This window comes from Luteimonas suaedae (assembly GCF_008312895.1).
GTDB lineage: Bacteria > Pseudomonadota > Gammaproteobacteria > Xanthomonadales > Xanthomonadaceae > Luteimonas > Luteimonas suaedae.
On the sequence record NZ_VSSP01000002.1, the window covers coordinates 67,979 to 85,161 of the forward strand.

Sequence of the window (17,183 nt, forward strand, 5' to 3'; positions counted from 1 at the left end):
CCGTAGGAGCGCGCCATGCGCGCGATGCCGCGGGCATTTCGCCGTCCACGAACTCCGATGGCCGGCGCGCCTGCCGGTCCAGGATCGCGGCATTCACCGGATCCTGCCGGCACCCGCGGCATCGCGCGCATGGCGCGCTCCTACGGAGGCCGCCACCGCGGCCCCAACCGAAAGACGAAAGGGCCGGCATTGCCGGCCCTTTCCTTTCCTGCAGTCGCGACCCGAAAAAATCAGGCGCGAGCGCCGCGGCGCGCACTGCCGGGCTTGCCGCTGCCACGGTGCTGCTTGGGCCCGGCATGCGGCTGCGCGCCGCGCACCTGCGGCTTGCCATGCGCGCGGTGCGCCGGCTTGCCTGCGGGGCGGCCCTGCGAGCGCTGGCCACTGCCGCCGTTCTTCGGGATCGGCGCGTTCAGATCGATCGGCCGGCTCGGCGCAAAGCCTTCCACCGTGTCCATCACGATGTCGGCCTTGAGCATGCGCTGGATCTGGCGCAACAGGCCGCCCTCCTCGGGTGCCACCAGCGACAGCGCCTCGCCCGAGGCGCCATTGCGGCCGGTACGGCCGATGCGATGGATATAGTCCTCGGCCACCATCGGCAGGTCGTGGTTGATCACCAGCGGCAGGTCGGGGATGTCGAGCCCGCGCGCGGCGACGTCGGTCGCCACCAGGATCCGCGCCCTGCCGGCCTTGAACGCGGCGAGCGCCTTCTGCCGCTGCGCCTGGCTCTTGTTGCCGTGGATCGCCACCGCCGGCAGGCCTGCCTTCTCCAGTTGCTCGGCGAGCCGGTTGCAGCCGTGCTTGGTCTTGCCGAACACCAGCACCCGCTCGGTGTGGCGCGTGGCCAGGATGTCGACCAGCAGGTCGTGCTTGCGGCCGGCATCGACCGGATGCACGCGGTGCACGATGGTGTCGGCGATGGCGTTGTTCGCCGCCACCTGCACCTGCTTCGGATCGCGCATGAACTCCAGCGCCAGCGCCTTGATGCGCGGCTCGAACGTGGCCGAGAACAGCAGCGTCTGTCGCGCCTTCGGCACCCGCGCCAGGATCCGCTTCATCGCCGGCAGGAAGCCCATGTCGAGCATGCGGTCGGCCTCGTCCAGCACCAGCACCTCGACGGCGTCGAGCTTGGCGTGGCCGTTCTCCATGTGGTCCAGCAGGCGGCCCGGGCAGGCCACCAGGATGTCCACGCCGCGGCGCAAGCTGTCGATCTGCGGGTGCATGCCGGCGCCACCGAACACGGTGGTGACATTGAGGCGCAGGTGACGGCCGTAGGCCTTGAGGCTGTCGCCCACCTGCACCGCCAGTTCGCGGGTCGGCACCAGGATCAGCGCGCGCGGCTTGCGCGGGCCCTTGGGCGGGGTTTCCTTCGCCAGTCGCTGCAGCAGCGGCAGGCCGAACGCGGCGGTCTTGCCGGTGCCGGTCTGGGCGCCGCCCAGCAGGTCGTGGCCGGCCAGCGCCAGCGGAATCGCCTCGGCCTGGATCGGCGTGGGCACGGTGTAGTTGGTTTCGGACAGCGCGCGCAGCAGCGCGGGCGAGAGCCCGAGGGTTTCGAACGTCATGAATCATTGCTCCGGGAGGTCCCGGCGCCGGAATACCGGGCACACGCGTCTGCGTCGTGTCCGGCCGGACGGCCGTGACGGCTTACTCGGAGCTATCCAGAACCGCGCTGCGAGTAATGGGTGACGGCTCGGAAGGTTCCGGACCGTGTCTGCGCGACGAATGACGTGCGGGATAAGGGCCGGAGCACGGGGCCGCGGCGGGTCTACCAGGATCGTCTCCGCCCGAAGGCGGGGGCAACCGTGTTGCAGGACGCCGCGGAGTCTACGCGAGCCAGGCCAAGACCGCCAGCACGGGCTCCGGCGCCCGTTCAGCCATCACGATCATTGCCTCTGCGTTCGGTACTCCCTCGCGTCAAAGGCCGAATCCTGCGCCGCGCTCATGCCCTGTGGGAGCGACGGAAGTCGCGACTGGGCCCCGCCTGCCCAGCGCCAATAGGGAGCCCATGTAGGCTGACGCCCTCTCCATGGCCTCATGGGGTGCGGCTCCGCTCGTCGCGACTTCCGTCGCTCCCACAGGGGGAGTGCAGCCGCGATCGTGGCGCGGCAATGGCATGCCGCTGCCGGCAGTCGTGACTTTCCGGTGCGTGGTCACCGGGCGTACCGCGCGTCGTCGTCCCGGGAACCCGGATCGCGGGCGATGCCCAGCGCACGGCGCAGCGGCTCGCGATAGCTGCGACCGGAGGTCATGCAGGTGCCGTTGCGCAGCCGCAGCCAGTACTGCGCGGCGCCGTAGGGCTCGATCTGGTCGATCAGGTCGAGGCGTACGATGCGCGAACGGTGGATGCGCACGAATCGCCGCGGGTCCAGGCGCCGGACGAAGCCGGTCATGGTCTCGCGCAGCAGCAGCGTGCGCTCGCCGAGATGCAGTTCCAGGTAGTTGCCCTGCGCCAGCACGTACTCGATGTCGTCGACGCGGATCATGCGCAGCCGCTGGCCGTCCGGCACCGCCAGGCGTTCCGGATAGTCCGCGGTTGCCGCCGGCGCGGCGGCCGCCTCTGCCGCCAGCCGCTGCCGCACCCGCGCCACCGATTCACCCAGCCGCTCCGGCGCCACCGGTTTGACCAGGTAGTCGATGGCGGAGGCGTCGAACGCGCGCAGCGCATGCGCCGAGAACGCGGTGACGAAGACCACCAGCGGTCGCCGCGCCGGCGGCAACCGCTCGAGCATCGCGAAACCGTCGGCATGCGGCATGCGCACGTCGAGGAAGACGACGTCGACCACCGCCGCCGCGAGACCGGCAGCGGCCTGCACGCCGTCGCCGTACTCGGCGACGACGTCGACGTCGCCCTCCGCCAGCAGCAGCCGCGACAGCCGCGCCCGCGCCAGCGGCTCGTCGTCGACAATGGCCGCACGCACGTGGCGGGTCATGCCGCCATTTCCTGGCGCGGGCACGGGATCCACAGCCGCACCGTGGTGCCGCCGGCATCGCCCGGGCCGATCTGGAAGCCGTGCGCATCGCCGAACAGGTACGCCAGCCGCGCACGGAGGTTGCGCAGTCCGGTGCCGTGGTGTGCGGTCGCCGGGCCGCCGCCGCCGTCGTCGCCGACCTCCAGCCACAGGCGCCCGCCTTCGCGCCGGACCGCCACTCGCAGCAGCCCCGGCGCGGTCTTGCCGGCGATCGCATGCAGGATCGCGTTCTCGGCCAGCGGCTGCAGCACCAGCGGCGGCACCGGCAGGTGGTCCAGGCCGGGCTCGACCTGCCAGTCCAGCCGCAGCCGCTCGCCCAGCCGCACCTTCTCGATCTCCAGGTAATGCCGCAGCAACCGCAGTTCCTCGTGCAGCGGCACCAGCTGCGAACGCTGGTGGTCGAGACTGCTGCGCAGCAGTTCGCCCAGGCCGACCAGCATGCGGTCGGCGGCGTCGGCGTCGCGGTGCACCATCTCGGCGATCGAGTTGAGTGCGTTGAACATGAAGTGCGGATTGAGCTGCGCACGCAGCGCATCGAGGCGGGTCTCCGTCAGCCGTGCCTGCAGCTGTTCGGCCTCGCGCTCGCGCGCCAGTGCCCGGCGCGCGTACAGCCAGACATGGGCGACGCCGACCATCAGCCACAGCAGCAGGAAGTTGTTGCCGAAGCTGGCCCACAGCAGCGCCGGCAACGTGGGCAGCTGCTGGTACCAGCCGATCCACGGGTTCAACGCCGCCACCGCGCCCGCGCGCAGGACCACCATCAGCAGTACGAGGCCGGTCATCGCCAGGGTCGAGCGCAACCATCTTCCGCGTTCGATCGGCCACCGCCGCACCCACCACAGCAGCAATCCGCTCAGCGGGATCCACATCAGCCCCGATGCCAGGCCCAGCCGCAGGGCGTGCGCCGCCGGCATGACGCCGCCGTCCGGGCCTTCCATGCCCAGCAGCTGGGCGGCCAGCAGCAGGCCGTACAGCGTCCACCAGCCCACCACCGCCACCAGGAGCTTGAGCGTATTCCCATGCATGCATCGCATGCTGCGACCGGCCGTGGACGCTTGCAACCGTCCGCAGACTGTTCGTCACCGCCTGCATGCGGTTGGTCCCGGCGCGATGGCCGCAGGCCGCGCGCGGGGGGATGTTCGACCCTGGTTTCGACCCGAGGAGTTCCGCATGCATGCCCGCCTGCTCGTGCCTGCCCTGGCGATCGCCCTGCTCGCCTGCACCACACGCCCTTCCGCCGCGGCGCCCCCGGCTGCCGCCGGGTCGCAACACTGTCCGGAGGTGGAGATGTTCGCCCCCGGCGTCATCAGCGACGCGGACTGGCAGTGGCGCATCAGCTTCACGCCGAACCGCTTGCGCGCCTACTGGTCGACCAGCAAGGGCTGGTGGCCCGGCACGCGCGAACGCGCGGTGATCATGAGCGCCTACCGCCTGCCCCGGGACCACTGGAGCCAGCCGGTGGTCGCGTCGTTCTCCGGCCTGCACGCCGACATGGACCCGTTCGTCTCGCCTGACGGACGCACGCTGTACTTCTCCTCGATGCGACCGCTCGACGGCGTCGAGCGCGGCGACATGGACCTGTGGATGGTCCGGCGCACCGCCCGCGGCTGGGGCGACCCGGTCCACCTCGGGCGCGAGGTCAACGTCGAGGGCCAGGACGAGCTGTATCCGAGCATCGACCGCCACGGCAACCTGTACTTCGCCCGCGTCGACGCACCGGTGCCGCTCGGGGACGTCGACATCTGGCGCAGCGAACGCCGCGCCGACGGCAGCTTCGCGCCGCCGACGCGACTCGGTGCCGGCGTCAACACGCCCGAACGCTGGGAATACAACCCGGAGATCTCGCCGGACGGCCGCACCCTGCTGTTTGCGCGCCTGGACCGGCGCGACGACGGCCTGCCCGACCTGGGCCACGGCTGGGGCGACCTGTACGTCAGCCGCCTGGGGCGGACCGGCTTCGCACCCGCCGCGAATCTCGGCCCCTGCATCAACAGCGCCGCCGATGAATATCATCCGACCATGCTGTGGGAGCGCAACGAGCTTTACTTCGTCCGCGATGCCGGCACGCCGGGCGACTTCTATCGGACCCGGCTGCGCCTTCCGCGCTGACGTCGGCCGGTCGCCGCCTGCACCCAGGACCCGATCGAGGCATCTTTGCTCGTCATTCCCGCGAAGGCGGGAGTGATGCTACCAAATAAGCGCCATTCGATCCCGGCACCGGAATGACCGACGCTCGGGACCCTCCTGAACGGCTCTCGGGTCCACGGGCAGCCCAATCCGCTTCACGGGACCCGGCCGCCCGGCTCCTGGCTGCGGGCGCTCATGCCACATACGGTCGGGTACTTTCATCCACTACAATGACCGCCGTGCAAGTACAGGCGCCGGCATTTGAAGCGTAGCCTCCGCAGTCACCCGCCACCGGACGGCCACGGAGCCCGTCAGGCAGCGCCGACTCCGTTTATGCGGCTCGCATGGCTGTTGCCGATGCTGCTGGCCCTGCTCGGCAGCACCACCGCATCGGCACAGGAGTGGCGCTATCGGGTCCGCCCCGGAGACACGATCTGGGACCTGAGCCGGACCTACCTGCGACACGATGTGCGCTGGCAGCGCCTGCAGGCGCACAACGATGTCGAGGATCCGTGGCAGATGGCGCCGGGCACGCAGTTGCGCATTCCGGTGGTCTGGCTGCGCGTGCAGCCGGCGAAGGCAACGGTCGTCGCACTGCGCGGCGAAGCGACGGCCGCCCCCGTGGACGCGCCCGACGAGGTCTCGCCGATCGCGCAGGACATGCGGTTGGGCGCCGGCACCGTGCTGCGCACGGCGGCGGACGCCACGCTCACCCTGCGCTTCGCCGATGGCTCGCGCCTGCTGCTGCATGGCGACAGCGAACTGCACCTCGACAGGCTCAGCGCCTATGGCGCCACCGGCATGGTCGACACCCGGATGCGGCTGATCCGCGGCCGTACCACCAATTCGGTCGAACGCGCGCGTGGACCGGCCTCGCGCTTCATCGTCGACAGCCCCGGCACCATGGCCACCGTGCGCGGTACGGAGTTCCGCATCGGCCGCGATGCTTCGCACACCCGCTCCGAGGTGCTGGACGGACGCGTACAGGTCAGCGGCGGCGGGCGCGCCCTGGAGCTCGATGCCGGCCATGGCACGCTGAGCGGCCAGGACAGCCGTCCACTGCCGGCCAGTCCGCTGCTGCCGGCACCCGACCTGTCGGGCTGGCCCGACGCGTTGCAGCGGATGCCAGCCGCCGTCGACTGGCCGGTGGTGGACGGCGCCGCCGGCTACCGCCTCCAGGCCAGTGCCGATCCGGAGTTCCTGACGCTGCTGCAGGACATGCGGGTGGATGCGCCCCGTGCCGAAATGATGGTGCCCGGCGATGGCGACTTCCACGCCCGGGTGCGGGCGATCGATGCACAGGGCCTGGAAGGCCACGACGCCACCCGTAGCTTCCGCGTCGCGGCGCAACCGGCGCCGCCGTTCGCCATCGCCCCGATCCAGGACGGCAGTGCCACCGGTCCGCGCCCGCGCTTCCGCTGGACCCTAAGCGAAGGCGACGACATGCGTTACCGGCTGCAGGTCGACCGCGACCCGGCGTTCGCCTCCCCGCTGATCGACCTGGACCGGCTGCGCCGCAACGAGCAGCGCGCGCCGGACGCGCTGCCGCCGGGCACGTACTACTGGCGCGTCGGGGCGACCGATGCCACCGGCAAGCACGGCCCATTCGGCGATCCGGTGCGCTTCGTCCTGCACGAAGCGGAGCCGGGCCCGGCGATCGGCGCCGACGGCGTCGAACGCAGCAAGCGCGACCTGCACGTCCGCTGGGCCGCCGGCAACGACGACCAGCGCTATCACTTCCAGTTGTCGCGCGATGCCGATTTCGCGCGGATCGAACTCGAGCGCACCCTGGACGAGAACCAGATCGCGCTGCCGGCACTGCGCCCCGGCACCTGGTACATGCGCTCCCGGCTGATCGACAGCGATGGCTACGCGCATCCGTTCGGCCCCACCCAGAGCGTCAAGGTCGGATGCTTGCCGTGCCGGATCGCGCTGGGCGCCGCCGGCCTGTTGCTGCTGGTGCTCTGAGCATGCGCGACGGACGCCGACGCAAGCTGGCGGCACGCCTGCTGATCGGCCTGCTCGCCGCGCTGTGTGTCGGCGTGCTGCTGTCGCAGCAGCTGACCTGGCGCATCGACACCTGGATCTACGACACCCTGCTGTCGCACTTCGAGCAGCCGGTGGACGAGCGCATCGTGATCGTGGCGATCGACGAGCGCAGCCTGTCCGAACTCGGGCGCTGGCCGTGGTCACGCGGCGTCCATGCCGAGCTCGTCGACCGCCTGCAGGGTGCCGGCGTGCGCGGGGTCGCCCTGAACATCGTGTTCGCCGAACCGGCCCGCGACGATCCCGCCGGCGATGCCCTGCTCGCCCAGGCACTCGCCGAAAGCGGCAATACCATCCTGCCGGTCATGGCCGAGCCCGCCGAACCGGGCGGCATGCTGATCGAAGTGATGCCGATGCCGTCGCTGATCGAGGCCGCCGCCGGCCTCGGCCACGTGGACGCCGAAACCGACCGCGACGGCGTCGCGCGCCATACCTATCTCCGCGCCGGGATGGGCTCGCCGCACTGGCCCTCGCTGGCAGTGGCGCTGCTGGACACGCGTGCCGAAACCGACGCCGACCGCGCGTTGCCGGGATTGCGCAGCACGCGACGGCAGCGCGCCGCGCCCTATCAGTGGGTACGCGACCATCACATCATGATTCCATTCGCCCCGAGCGGCGCATTCGCGCAGGTGTCCTACCTCGACGTGCTCGACGGCACGGTCGACGACGCACTGCTGCGCGATCGTTGGGTCCTGGTGGGTGCGACCGCCGCCGGCATCGACCAGGGCCTGCTGACGCCGCTGACCGAAGGCGGCCCGCGGCTCTCGGCCACCGAGTACCACGCCAACGTCCTCAACGCGCTGACCACCGGGCAGGCGATCATCCCGCTCTCCGGGCTGCGGCAATGGTTGCTGTCGATCGCGCTCGCGCTGCTGCCGCTGGCGCTGTACAGCGAGCGCAGCCCGTGGAGGCGGCCATGGGTCGCCGCCGCCACGGGCGCCGCCGCGACGCTGCTCTGCTGCGCGCTGCTGCTGCGCTATGGCCGCTACTGGTTCCAGCCGACCCCGACGCTGGCGGTGCTCGCGGCCGGCTACGTGGTATGGACGCTGTCGCGCCTGCGGCAATCGCAGCGTCAGGCGCATTCGGACGCGTTGACCCGCCTGGCCAACCGCCGCATGTTCGATCTCACGCTGACGCGCGAGGTGAAGGCAGCACAGCGTTCCGGCCGGCCGCTGTCGCTGCTGCTGATCGACGTCGATCATTTTAAGCACTACAACGATCGCTACGGCCACCAGGCCGGCGACGATGTCCTGCGCCGGATCGCCAACGTGATCGGCGTGCACGCACGCCGGCCGCGCGACCTGGCCGCGCGCTACGGCGGCGACGAGCTGACGGCGATCCTGCCCGAGACCTCGGCCGCCGCCGCCGCCGCCCTCGCCGAGGCGATCATCCGTGATGTCCGCGCGCTGCGGATCCCGCACCTGGGTTCCGAGATCGCACCCTGGATCACCCTCACCATCGGCATGGCCACGTTCGATCCGGCGCGCGAACCGGGTCCGGTCGACCTGGTGCAGCGTGCGGACGCCGCCCTGTATCGCGGCAAGCACGAGGGCCGCGACCGCAGCCAGCACGCGGCAGGGGTCGCGCTCGCCTGAACCGCGGGCCGTGCCGGTGCGATCGGCACGCGTCTGTGACACGATGCCCTCGGAGCCCACACGCGAAGGCCGACCCGCATGCGTCAAGCAAATCCCGCAATCGTATTGCCTCGGCTGCTGCTGGCCAGCATGTTCGTGGTGATGGGCAGTTGGCGCCTGTGGGGTGCTGCGCAGGGTGCGTCGACCAGCGGCGCCACCTTGACCTTCAGTGCCGCCGAACTGCTGCTCGGGCTGCTGATCGCACTCGGCTGGAAGCTGCGCTGGACCGCCCTGGCCGCGGCATTGCTGATGGTCGTCGACGCACTGCTTTCGCACCCGTTCTGGGCGGTGGCCGGAGCCGGCCACGATGCGCAGTTGCTGCACTTCATGAAGAACATCGGCATCGCCGGCGGCTTCCTGCTGCTGTCGCTGACGGCGCCCGCACACAGGCGCTGAGCCGCGACGGTCGCAGGCGAGGTCCGGCAATGGGTCGAACCTGTTACCATGTTGCGATGCAGCAGCAGTCGATCTTCGCACCCGACAGGACCGCCCCGCGCGGCAACCGCGCCGTGCCGGACGTGACGCCCGCAACGGCCCGGACGACGCCACCTTAGCGCCAGCGTCCTGATCCCGCCGCGCGCACCACCGGCGTTCCGCTCCGCCTCCCCGACCGTCTCCCATCGACCGCCCGTCTCCACGGCCGCGGTCCAGGATCCTGCCCCCAATGACATTTTCCAACTTGCGCGCGGAATGGTTTCCGAACGTCCGCGCCGACCTGCTTGCCGGCCTGGTGGTCGCCCTCGCCCTGATCCCCGAGGCCATCGCCTTCTCGATCATCGCCGGCGTCGATCCCAAGGTCGGGCTGTACGCCTCGTTCTGCATCGCCGTGGTGATCGCCTTCACCGGCGGCCGCCCGGGCATGATCTCCGCCGCTACCGGCGCGATGGCGCTGTTGATGGTGACCCTGGTGCGCGACCACGGCCTGCAGTACCTGCTGGTGGCCACCGTCCTCACCGGCGTGCTGCAGATCGCCGCCGGCTACCTGCGCCTGGCCGATCTGATGCGCTTCGTCTCGCGCTCGGTGATCACCGGCTTCGTCAACGCGCTGGCGATCCTGATCTTCCTGGCGCAGGTCCCGGAGCTGATCGCGGTGCCGTGGATGGTGTATCCGATGGTCGCGATCGGACTGGGCATCATCTACGGACTGCCGCGGCTGACCCGCGCGATTCCGTCGCCGCTGGTGGCGATCGTGCTGCTGACCGCGGCGGCGCTGCTGTTCGGCATCGAGGTGCCCACCGTCGGCGACAAGGGCGAACTGCCCGACAGCCTGCCGGTGTTCCTGCTGCCCGACGTGCCGTGGAACCTGGAGACGCTGCGGATCGTCCTGCCGGTCTCGCTGACGCTGATGGTCGTCGGCCTGCTGGAGTCGTTCCTCACCGCCAGCATCGTCGACGACCTGACCGACACGCCCAGCGACAAGCACCGCGAGGCCAAGGGCCAAGGCGTGGCCAACATCGCCGCGGGCTTCCTCGGCGGCATGGCCGGCTGTGCGATGATCGGGCAGTCGGTGATCAACGTGAAGTCAGGCGGCCGCGGCCGCCTGTCGACCCTGACCGCGGGCGTGTTCCTGCTGCTGATGGTGGTGTTCGCCAGCGACTGGGTGGGCATGATCCCGATGGCGGCGCTGGTGGCGGTGATGATCATGGTGTCGATCGGCACCTTCAACTGGCGCTCGGTCGCCAACCTGCGCACGCATCCCAAGACCTCCAGCCTGGTGATGATCGCCACCGTGGTGGTCACGGTGCTGACCCACGACCTGGCCAAGGGCGTGCTGACCGGCGTGCTGCTGTCGGCGCTGTTCTTCGCCCGCAAGGTCGGCCAGGTGCTGCACGTCGGTTCGGTCTCCGCCGAGGACGGCGCGGCGCGGCACTACACGGTGACCGGGCAGGTATTCTTCGCCTCGGCGGAGAGCTTCATCGCTTCGTTCGATTTCGGCGAGGTGCTGGACCGCGTCCGCATCGACGTCTCCGATGCGCACTTCTGGGACCTGAGCGCGGTCGGCGCGCTGGACAAGGTGGTGCTCAAGTTCCGCCGCGAGGGCACCGAGGTCGAGCTGGTGGGCATGGACGAAGCCAGCCGTACACTGGTCGACCGGCTGGGCGTGCACGACAAGCCCGGCGCCGAGCACCTGATGGGCGGACACTGAGGAGAGGAATCGGAAATGAGCGCAAACGGCTACGAAATTCCGGTCGACGGCAAGGTACTGGCTTGCATCGACGCTTCGGTTTACGCCGACAGCGTCGCCGACCACGCCGCCTGGGCCGCCCAGCGGCTCGGCGCGCCGCTGCAGTTCCTGCACGTGCTCGACCGCGAGGGGCATCCGACCGCCGCGGCCGACTACAGCGGCAACATCGGCCTGGAGGCGCAGGCGGAGCTGTTGCAGGAGCTGGCCGAACTCGACGAGAAGCGCAGCCGCCTGTCGACCGAACGCGGCCGCCTGCTGCTGGCGCGGGCGCGCACGCGCGCGGCCGAGGCCGGCGCCAAGGACGCCGAGGGCCTGCAGCGCCACGGCAGCCTGGCCGAGACCCTCACCGGGCTCGAAGCCGGCGTACGACTGCTGGTGCTCGGCAAGCGCGGCGAGTCGGCCGACTTCGACAAGGGTCACCTGGGCGCCAATCTCGAGCGAGTGGCGCGTGCGGTGCATCGTCCGCTGCTGGTCGCCTCGCGCGCGTTCCGCCCGGTCGCACGCTTCGCGATCGCCTTCGACGGCAGCCCGACCACGCGCAAATGCGTGCAGATGGTGGCGCGCAGCCCGCTGTTCCGCGACCTGCCCTGCCACCTGGTCAGCGCCGGCGAAGGCAACGACGCGCTGCGCGAGGCACAGGCCTGGGCCAACGGCGTGCTGACCGAGGCCGGTTTCGAAGTGCACGCCTCGATCGCCGCCGGCGACGCCGAGTCGGTGATCGGCAACCACGTGCGCGAGCACGGCATCGACCTGCTGGTGATGGGCGCCTACGGGCATTCGAAGATCCGCCAGCTGATCGTCGGCAGCACCACCACCACGATGATCCGCAGCTGCCTGGTCCCGGTGCTGCTGCTGCGGTAACCGCGCAGGCCGAAGCGCGCGTTTCCCGCCCCAGCCGCTAGCAGCCATGTCTACTGCAGACCATGCCCCGCTGATCGCGCAACTCGAACGCAAGCGCAGTGCGCTGCTCGATGCGCTCGCCGCGCCGGACGAGTCCGCCCGTCCCGTGGCGCTGGACCAGACCCTGCAAGGGCGCGTCAGCCGCATCGACGCCATTGCGCAGCAACAGATGGCGAAGGCCGGACGCTCGCGGCTCAAGCCGGAACTGGACCGGATCGACGCCGCACTGGAGCGGCACCGGCGCGGCCGTTACGGCCGCTGCTGCCGTTGCGGCGAAGACGTTCCGCTGCCGCGGCTGCAGGCCGACCCTGCGACGCCGTTCTGCCGCGACTGCGCCGACGAGTTGGCGGAAGAACGCGAGAACGCCGGGCGCGGCTACCGCGACTAGAGCGGTTCTGGCGCAAGCGTCGGCGGATCCCTTCTCCCGCTCGCGGGGTGAGGGCGTGCTGCTTGCGGGCTCAGCGCGATGTCGACGCCGGGACGGCCGCCGATGTTGAATGCGGCTGGAGCCGCTGCGGCCGCCGGCTGTGGCGCGACGGGCCGATCCGCCCATGACCTTCGACACCCCTGCCCCGGCACCGCGGGGCGTACAGTGCCCGGTGCCCCGCCGTCCGGGGCCTTCCTGTCGATCTGATGCCCAAGCGGGCGGAGTGTGCGCGTGAATTCCTGCAAACCGAACATCCTGCTTCTGTCGCTGGCGGTGACGCTGGCGCTGTCCGCCTGCAACCGCGAGGCGCCCGACGCCGCGGCCGATGCCACGGCCGACGCCGATGCACCGGCGCCGGTGCTGACCTTGGACGAAAGCGCGCTGCCGCCGGTCAACCGCTTCCAGGGCAGCGACCTGGACCAGGCGATCGGCGCCTGCCAGGACTTCAACGCCCACGCCAACGGCAAGTGGCTGGCCGCCAACGACATCCCCGGCGACCGCACCTCCTGGGGCTCGTTCGAGATGCTGGGCGAGCGCACCCTTGCGATCCAGCGCCAGCTCGCCGAACAGGCCGCCGCGGATGAAGGCGCCGCCGGCGTGGAAAAGATCGCCGGCGACTTCTGGGCAACCGGCATGGACCGGGCGCGCATCGAGGAACAGGGCATCGCGCCGCTCCGCGAGCGCCTGGACCGCATCGAGGCGCTCGACGGCCCCGAGGCCGTCGCAGGGTACCTGCGCGACAGCGCCGCCGCCGGCGAGAACGTCCTGTTCGGCTTCGGCGCCAGCCCGGACTTCAAGGACTCGAAGGTCAACATCGCCTATGCGATGCAGGGCGGCCTGGGCCTGCCGGACAAGACCTACTACTTCGAGGACGGTCACAAGGACAAGCTGGCCGCCTACCAGGAGCACGTGGCGCGGGTGCTGGCGCTGTCCGGCGTGGCCGCCGACGGCGCCGCGGCGCAGGCCGAGGCGATCGTCGCCTTCGAGACGCGCCTGGCCGACAAGTCCAGGGCACGGGTCGAACTCGCCCGCGACGCCGAGCTGCGCTACAACCCGGTGACCCCGGCCGAGGCCGACGCGCTCACCCCGAACTTCCCGTGGACGCGGTTCTTCGAATCCCAGGGAATCGACACGCCGGAGATGTTCTCGCTGGCGATCCCGGAATTCCACCGGGAAGTCGACGCCATGCTCGTCGACGTGCCGGTAGACACCTGGAAGGCCTACCTGCGCTTCCGCACCGTCGATCGCGCCTCGCCGTTCCTGTCGGACGACTTCGTGCAGGCCAACTACGACTTCTATGGCAAGACCCTGCGCGGGCAGCAGGAAATCGAGCCGGAATGGAAGCGCACCCTGGGCACCATCAATTCGCAGGTCGGCGAGACGCTCGGCCAGCTGTACGTGCAGGTCGCATTCCCGCCGGAATCGAAGACGCGCATGGACGAGCTGGTGAAGAACCTGAGCGATGCGTTGAAGGTGCGCATCGAGAACCTCGAGTGGATGGGCGAGGAGACCAAGCAGAAGGCGATGGAGAAGTGGGCCACCTTCAAGCCCAAGATCGGTTACCCGGACAAGTGGCGCGACTGGAGCGGGCTGGAGACCGGCCGCGACAGCTATATCGGCAACGTGCTGGCCGCCAACGCATTCAACTACCGCTGGAACATCGACAAGATCGGCCAGCCGGTCGATCCGGACGAGTGGTTCATGCCGCCGCAGACGGTGAACGCGTACTACAGCTCGCAGCGCAACGAGATCGTGTTTCCGGCCGCGATCCTGCAGCCGCCGTTCTTCGACCCGGAAGCCGACGACGCCCTCAACTACGGCGGCATCGGCGCGGTGATCGGCCACGAGATGATCCACGGCTACGACGACCAGGGCAGCCGCTTCGATCCCAGCGGCAACTTCGAGAACTGGTGGACCGAGCAGGACTCGGCCGGCTTCAAGGCGCTGACCGACCGGCTGATCGAACAGTTCAACGGCTACGAGGCGGCGCCCGGACAGTTCGTCAACGGCAAGCTGACGCTCGGCGAGAACATCGCCGACCTCGGCGGCCTGGCGGTGTCCTACGACGCCCTGCAGCGCGCGCGCGAGGGCGAGCAGGACCCGATGATCGACGGCCTCACCCAGGACCAGCGCTTCTTCCTCAACTGGGCCACCGTGTGGCGCCGCAACTTCACGCCCGAGGAGCTGAAGGTGCGCCTGGCGACCGACTCGCACGCCCCAGCCGGTTTCCGCGCCGCGGGCGCGCCCTCGAACCTGCCGGCCTTCGCCGCCGCGTTCGAGTGCAAGCCGGACGATGCCATGGTGCGCGACGGCGAGGCGCGCATCGTCATCTGGTGACCCGCCGTCGCTAGCGCGGAATCAGACAAAGGCCCGGCGATGCCGGGCCTTTGTCGTTTCGGGCTGCATGGTCATCACGGACCGGCAGGCGGGCGATCCGATGCGGCGCGGCGGCGGTGACCGGGTGGTGAGCTTCCGCGACTGGCATCGCGCAGGCACCGAAAGAAAGGTCCGACATCCGGCCGGACCTTTCTTTTATGTGGCGGCGGCCGCGTTCAGCGTGACCGGGCTTGCTAGACTCCCGCGATCGTTTCGATGGATTCCGCGATGCCCAACACCAAACCGCTCACCCTCACCCTGGCCGCCTGCCTGGCGATTGGGATGTTCGCCACTGATGCCGGTGCCCAGCGCCGCGGCGCAGCCAAGACGCCCCCCGGGCCCACGGCCTGTACCGATTTCTACAGCTTCGTCAACAAGGACTGGTTGACCGCGAACATGATCGTGGGATCGGGCAGCGTGTCGGCCTTGGGCGAGCTGCAGGCGTTGGCCCTGCAACAGCAGCGCGCGCTGCTTGACGCGGCGATGCAGTCGCCGCAGAACAATGTGCAGCAGCTGCTCGGCGATTTCTGGGCCAGCGGCCTGGACGAGGCCGCGGTGGAGGCGGACGGGGCGCAGCCGATCGCGCCACTGCTCTCGCGCATCGACGCCATCCGCCGCGCCCGCGACATCCCGCCGGCGATCGCGGCACTGCACCAGGTCGGCATCCCGGTGGTGTTCAATTTCAACGCCGATGTCGACCTGGCCGACCTGACGCGCCACATCGGTTATTTCACCCAGGGCGGCCTCGCCCTGCCCGACCCCGCGTACTACACCCGCGACGACGCCGATACCAAGGCGATCCTCGACCGCTATCGCGACTACGTGCGCAGCATCCTGGCGCTGACCGGGGTCGAGGAGAAGGCGCTCGACGCCGAGACGGCCGCGGTGATCGACCTGGAGACCGAGATCGCGCGGCACTGGCGCGCGATCACCCTCGCCCGCGACCCGCGCAACAACTATGCGCCGGTGCCGACCGCCGGCTTCGACAAGCAGTACAAGCGCCTGCAGCTGGACGAATTCCTGGAGACCAACGGCATCGAGGCCGAAACGGTGTCGATGGCCAACCCGGAGCTGTTCGCCCGGCTCGACGAGCTCGTCGGCAGCGTGAAGCCGGCGCAGTGGAAGTCCTATCTGCGTTTCCACGTCGGCAACGCCATGGCGCCCTACCTGTCCGGGACCTTCCGCGAGGCCGAGTTCGCGTTCCACGGCCGCGTGCTGCGCGGCCAGGCCGAGCCACTGCCGCGGCAGACGCAGGTGCTGAACGCGATCAACAAGGCGGCGGGACCGATGCTCGGCCGCGAATACGTGGCCAGGCATCTGCCGGAGGGCACGCGCCTGCGCGCGACCACCATCGCCACCGAGGTCCGCGATGCGCTGCTGCGCGGCATCGACCGCAGCGCCTGGATGAGCGAGCCGACCAAGGCCGAGGCGCGCAACAAGATCCAGACGCTGCGGATCGAGATCGGCGCCCCCCGGCACGACCTCGACTACAGCGTGCAGCCGATGGGGCGCGGCAGTTTCGGCGGCAACATGCTGATCGCGTCCACGTGGCGCCACCGCGAGGAGATGCGGCGCATCGGCCGGAGCAACGCCGACCAGCGCTGGGACGTGCTGCCGCAGCAGCCGGCGCTGGCGTACGACATCGCCCAGAACCGGCTGATCGTGTCCGCGGCGGTGCTGCAGCCGCCGGTGCTCGACATGACGAAGGACGCCGCCGCGCACTACGGCAGCTATGGCGCGCTGGTCGGGCACGAGCTCGGCCGCAGCATCGACATCCGCGGGCGCGTGGTCGACGCCGCCGGCAACGTCCGCACCTGGTGGAACGACGGCGACGAGGCCGCCTGGACCGATCTCGCCAACCGCCTGTCCGGCCAGTACAGCGGCTACGCCTATCCCGCCGCCACCGCGCTGATGGTCAACGGCACCCAGACCCGCGACGAGAACGCCGCCGACCTGGCCGGCGTGGAACTGGCGTGGGACGCACTCACCACCGCCAATGCCGACCTGCCCAAGGAATCCGCGCAGGCGTTCTTCGAGGCCTGGGCGCAGCTGTGGCGGCAGCAGATGTCGCCGGACGTGGCCAGCCGCATGGCCGCCAGCAGCGTGCAGGCGCCCGGCCAGTGGCGCGCCAACGGCCCGCTGGTCAACCTGCCGGCGTTCGGCACCGCCTTCGACTGCAAGGCCGGCACCGCGATGCAGGCCGCCGAGGACGGGCAGGTGCGGATCTGGCGCTGACTGCGGGGAATCGGGAATCGGGAAGAGCGTATGCCCTTGCTCGTCATCCCGGCGCAAGCCGGGACCTGGTTTCGGAAGTCGCGAAAAAGCAAAGTGGATCCCAGCTTGCGCTGGGATGACGGTACGGGCGCTTTAGCTCGTCATTCCCGCGGAGGCGGGAATCCATGGACGTCATGCCGTCGAAAATCAACGTCCTTGGATTCCCGCCTTCGCGGGAATGACGGTGCTCAAGTAAGCGCCATTCGTCGCTGGGGGCCGGATGTTGAATCCGGAATGGCACCGGTCAT

At 70.2% G+C, this 17,183-nt stretch carries 12 protein-coding genes; 9 read left to right on the forward strand and 3 right to left on the reverse strand.

Translation table 11 applies throughout. The features are described 5' to 3' along the window. Nucleotides 1–230: 230 nt before the first annotated feature. The 3 genes from FXO19_RS04475 to FXO19_RS04485 form a co-directional block, all read right to left on the reverse strand. The gene (locus tag FXO19_RS04475) at nucleotides 231–1,559 is read right to left on the reverse strand and encodes a DEAD/DEAH box helicase (protein WP_149193896.1); all 1,329 of its coding nucleotides are present in this window, start codon (nucleotides 1,557–1,559) and stop codon (nucleotides 231–233) included. Between the two features lie 588 nt (nucleotides 1,560–2,147). Continuing rightward, complete coding sequence (locus tag FXO19_RS04480) at nucleotides 2,148–2,927, reverse strand: LytR/AlgR family response regulator transcription factor (protein WP_149193897.1); 780 nt, start codon at nucleotides 2,925–2,927, stop codon at nucleotides 2,148–2,150. Next, a complete protein-coding gene (locus FXO19_RS04485) occupies nucleotides 2,924–3,991 on the reverse strand; it encodes a sensor histidine kinase (RefSeq protein ID WP_187775625.1) in 1,068 nt (355 codons plus the stop codon). Before FXO19_RS04485 ends, FXO19_RS04480 begins: the two co-directional genes overlap by 4 nt. A gap of 145 nt (nucleotides 3,992–4,136) precedes the next feature. Here FXO19_RS04485 and FXO19_RS19135 point away from each other — a divergent pair, with 145 nt between their 5' ends. The 9 genes from FXO19_RS19135 to FXO19_RS04530 all read left to right on the forward strand — a co-directional run bounded on the left by FXO19_RS19135 (nucleotide 4,137) and on the right by FXO19_RS04530 (nucleotide 16,896). Then, nucleotides 4,137–5,075, forward strand: coding sequence for a TolB family protein (locus tag FXO19_RS19135; RefSeq protein WP_187775626.1), 939 nt, complete (start codon nucleotides 4,137–4,139; stop codon nucleotides 5,073–5,075). A gap of 351 nt (nucleotides 5,076–5,426) precedes the next feature. Then, nucleotides 5,427–7,061 carry a FecR family protein gene (locus tag FXO19_RS04495; RefSeq protein WP_149193899.1) on the forward strand — a complete coding sequence of 545 codons (1,635 nt, stop codon included), beginning with the start codon at nucleotides 5,427–5,429 and terminating at the stop codon, nucleotides 7,059–7,061. A gap of 2 nt (nucleotides 7,062–7,063) precedes the next feature. Further along, entirely contained in the window at nucleotides 7,064–8,734 is a 1,671-nt protein-coding gene (locus FXO19_RS04500) for a CHASE2 domain-containing protein (protein ID WP_187775627.1), read from the forward strand. A 78-nt stretch (nucleotides 8,735–8,812) separates the two neighbouring features. Next, nucleotides 8,813–9,169, forward strand: coding sequence for a hypothetical protein (locus tag FXO19_RS04505; protein ID WP_149193901.1), 357 nt, complete (start codon nucleotides 8,813–8,815; stop codon nucleotides 9,167–9,169). A 268-nt stretch (nucleotides 9,170–9,437) separates the two neighbouring features. Continuing rightward, nucleotides 9,438–10,919, forward strand: coding sequence for a SulP family inorganic anion transporter (locus FXO19_RS04510; protein WP_149193902.1), 1,482 nt, complete (start codon nucleotides 9,438–9,440; stop codon nucleotides 10,917–10,919). A gap of 15 nt (nucleotides 10,920–10,934) precedes the next feature. Next, nucleotides 10,935–11,819: a universal stress protein gene (locus tag FXO19_RS04515; protein ID WP_149193903.1), complete on the forward strand. Its 885-nt coding sequence runs from the start codon at nucleotides 10,935–10,937 to the stop codon at nucleotides 11,817–11,819. Nucleotides 11,820–11,865: 46 nt separating this feature from the next. Continuing rightward, the gene (locus FXO19_RS04520; RefSeq protein WP_149193904.1) at nucleotides 11,866–12,246 is read left to right on the forward strand and encodes a TraR/DksA C4-type zinc finger protein; all 381 of its coding nucleotides are present in this window, start codon (nucleotides 11,866–11,868) and stop codon (nucleotides 12,244–12,246) included. A 270-nt stretch (nucleotides 12,247–12,516) separates the two neighbouring features. After that, a complete protein-coding gene (locus tag FXO19_RS04525; RefSeq protein ID WP_149193905.1) occupies nucleotides 12,517–14,622 on the forward strand; it encodes a M13 family metallopeptidase in 2,106 nt (701 codons plus the stop codon). A gap of 267 nt (nucleotides 14,623–14,889) precedes the next feature. Beyond that, nucleotides 14,890–16,896, forward strand: a complete 2,007-nt coding sequence (locus tag FXO19_RS04530; RefSeq protein ID WP_149193906.1) for a M13 family metallopeptidase — start codon at nucleotides 14,890–14,892, stop codon at nucleotides 16,894–16,896. Nucleotides 16,897–17,183: the final 287 nt, after the last annotated feature.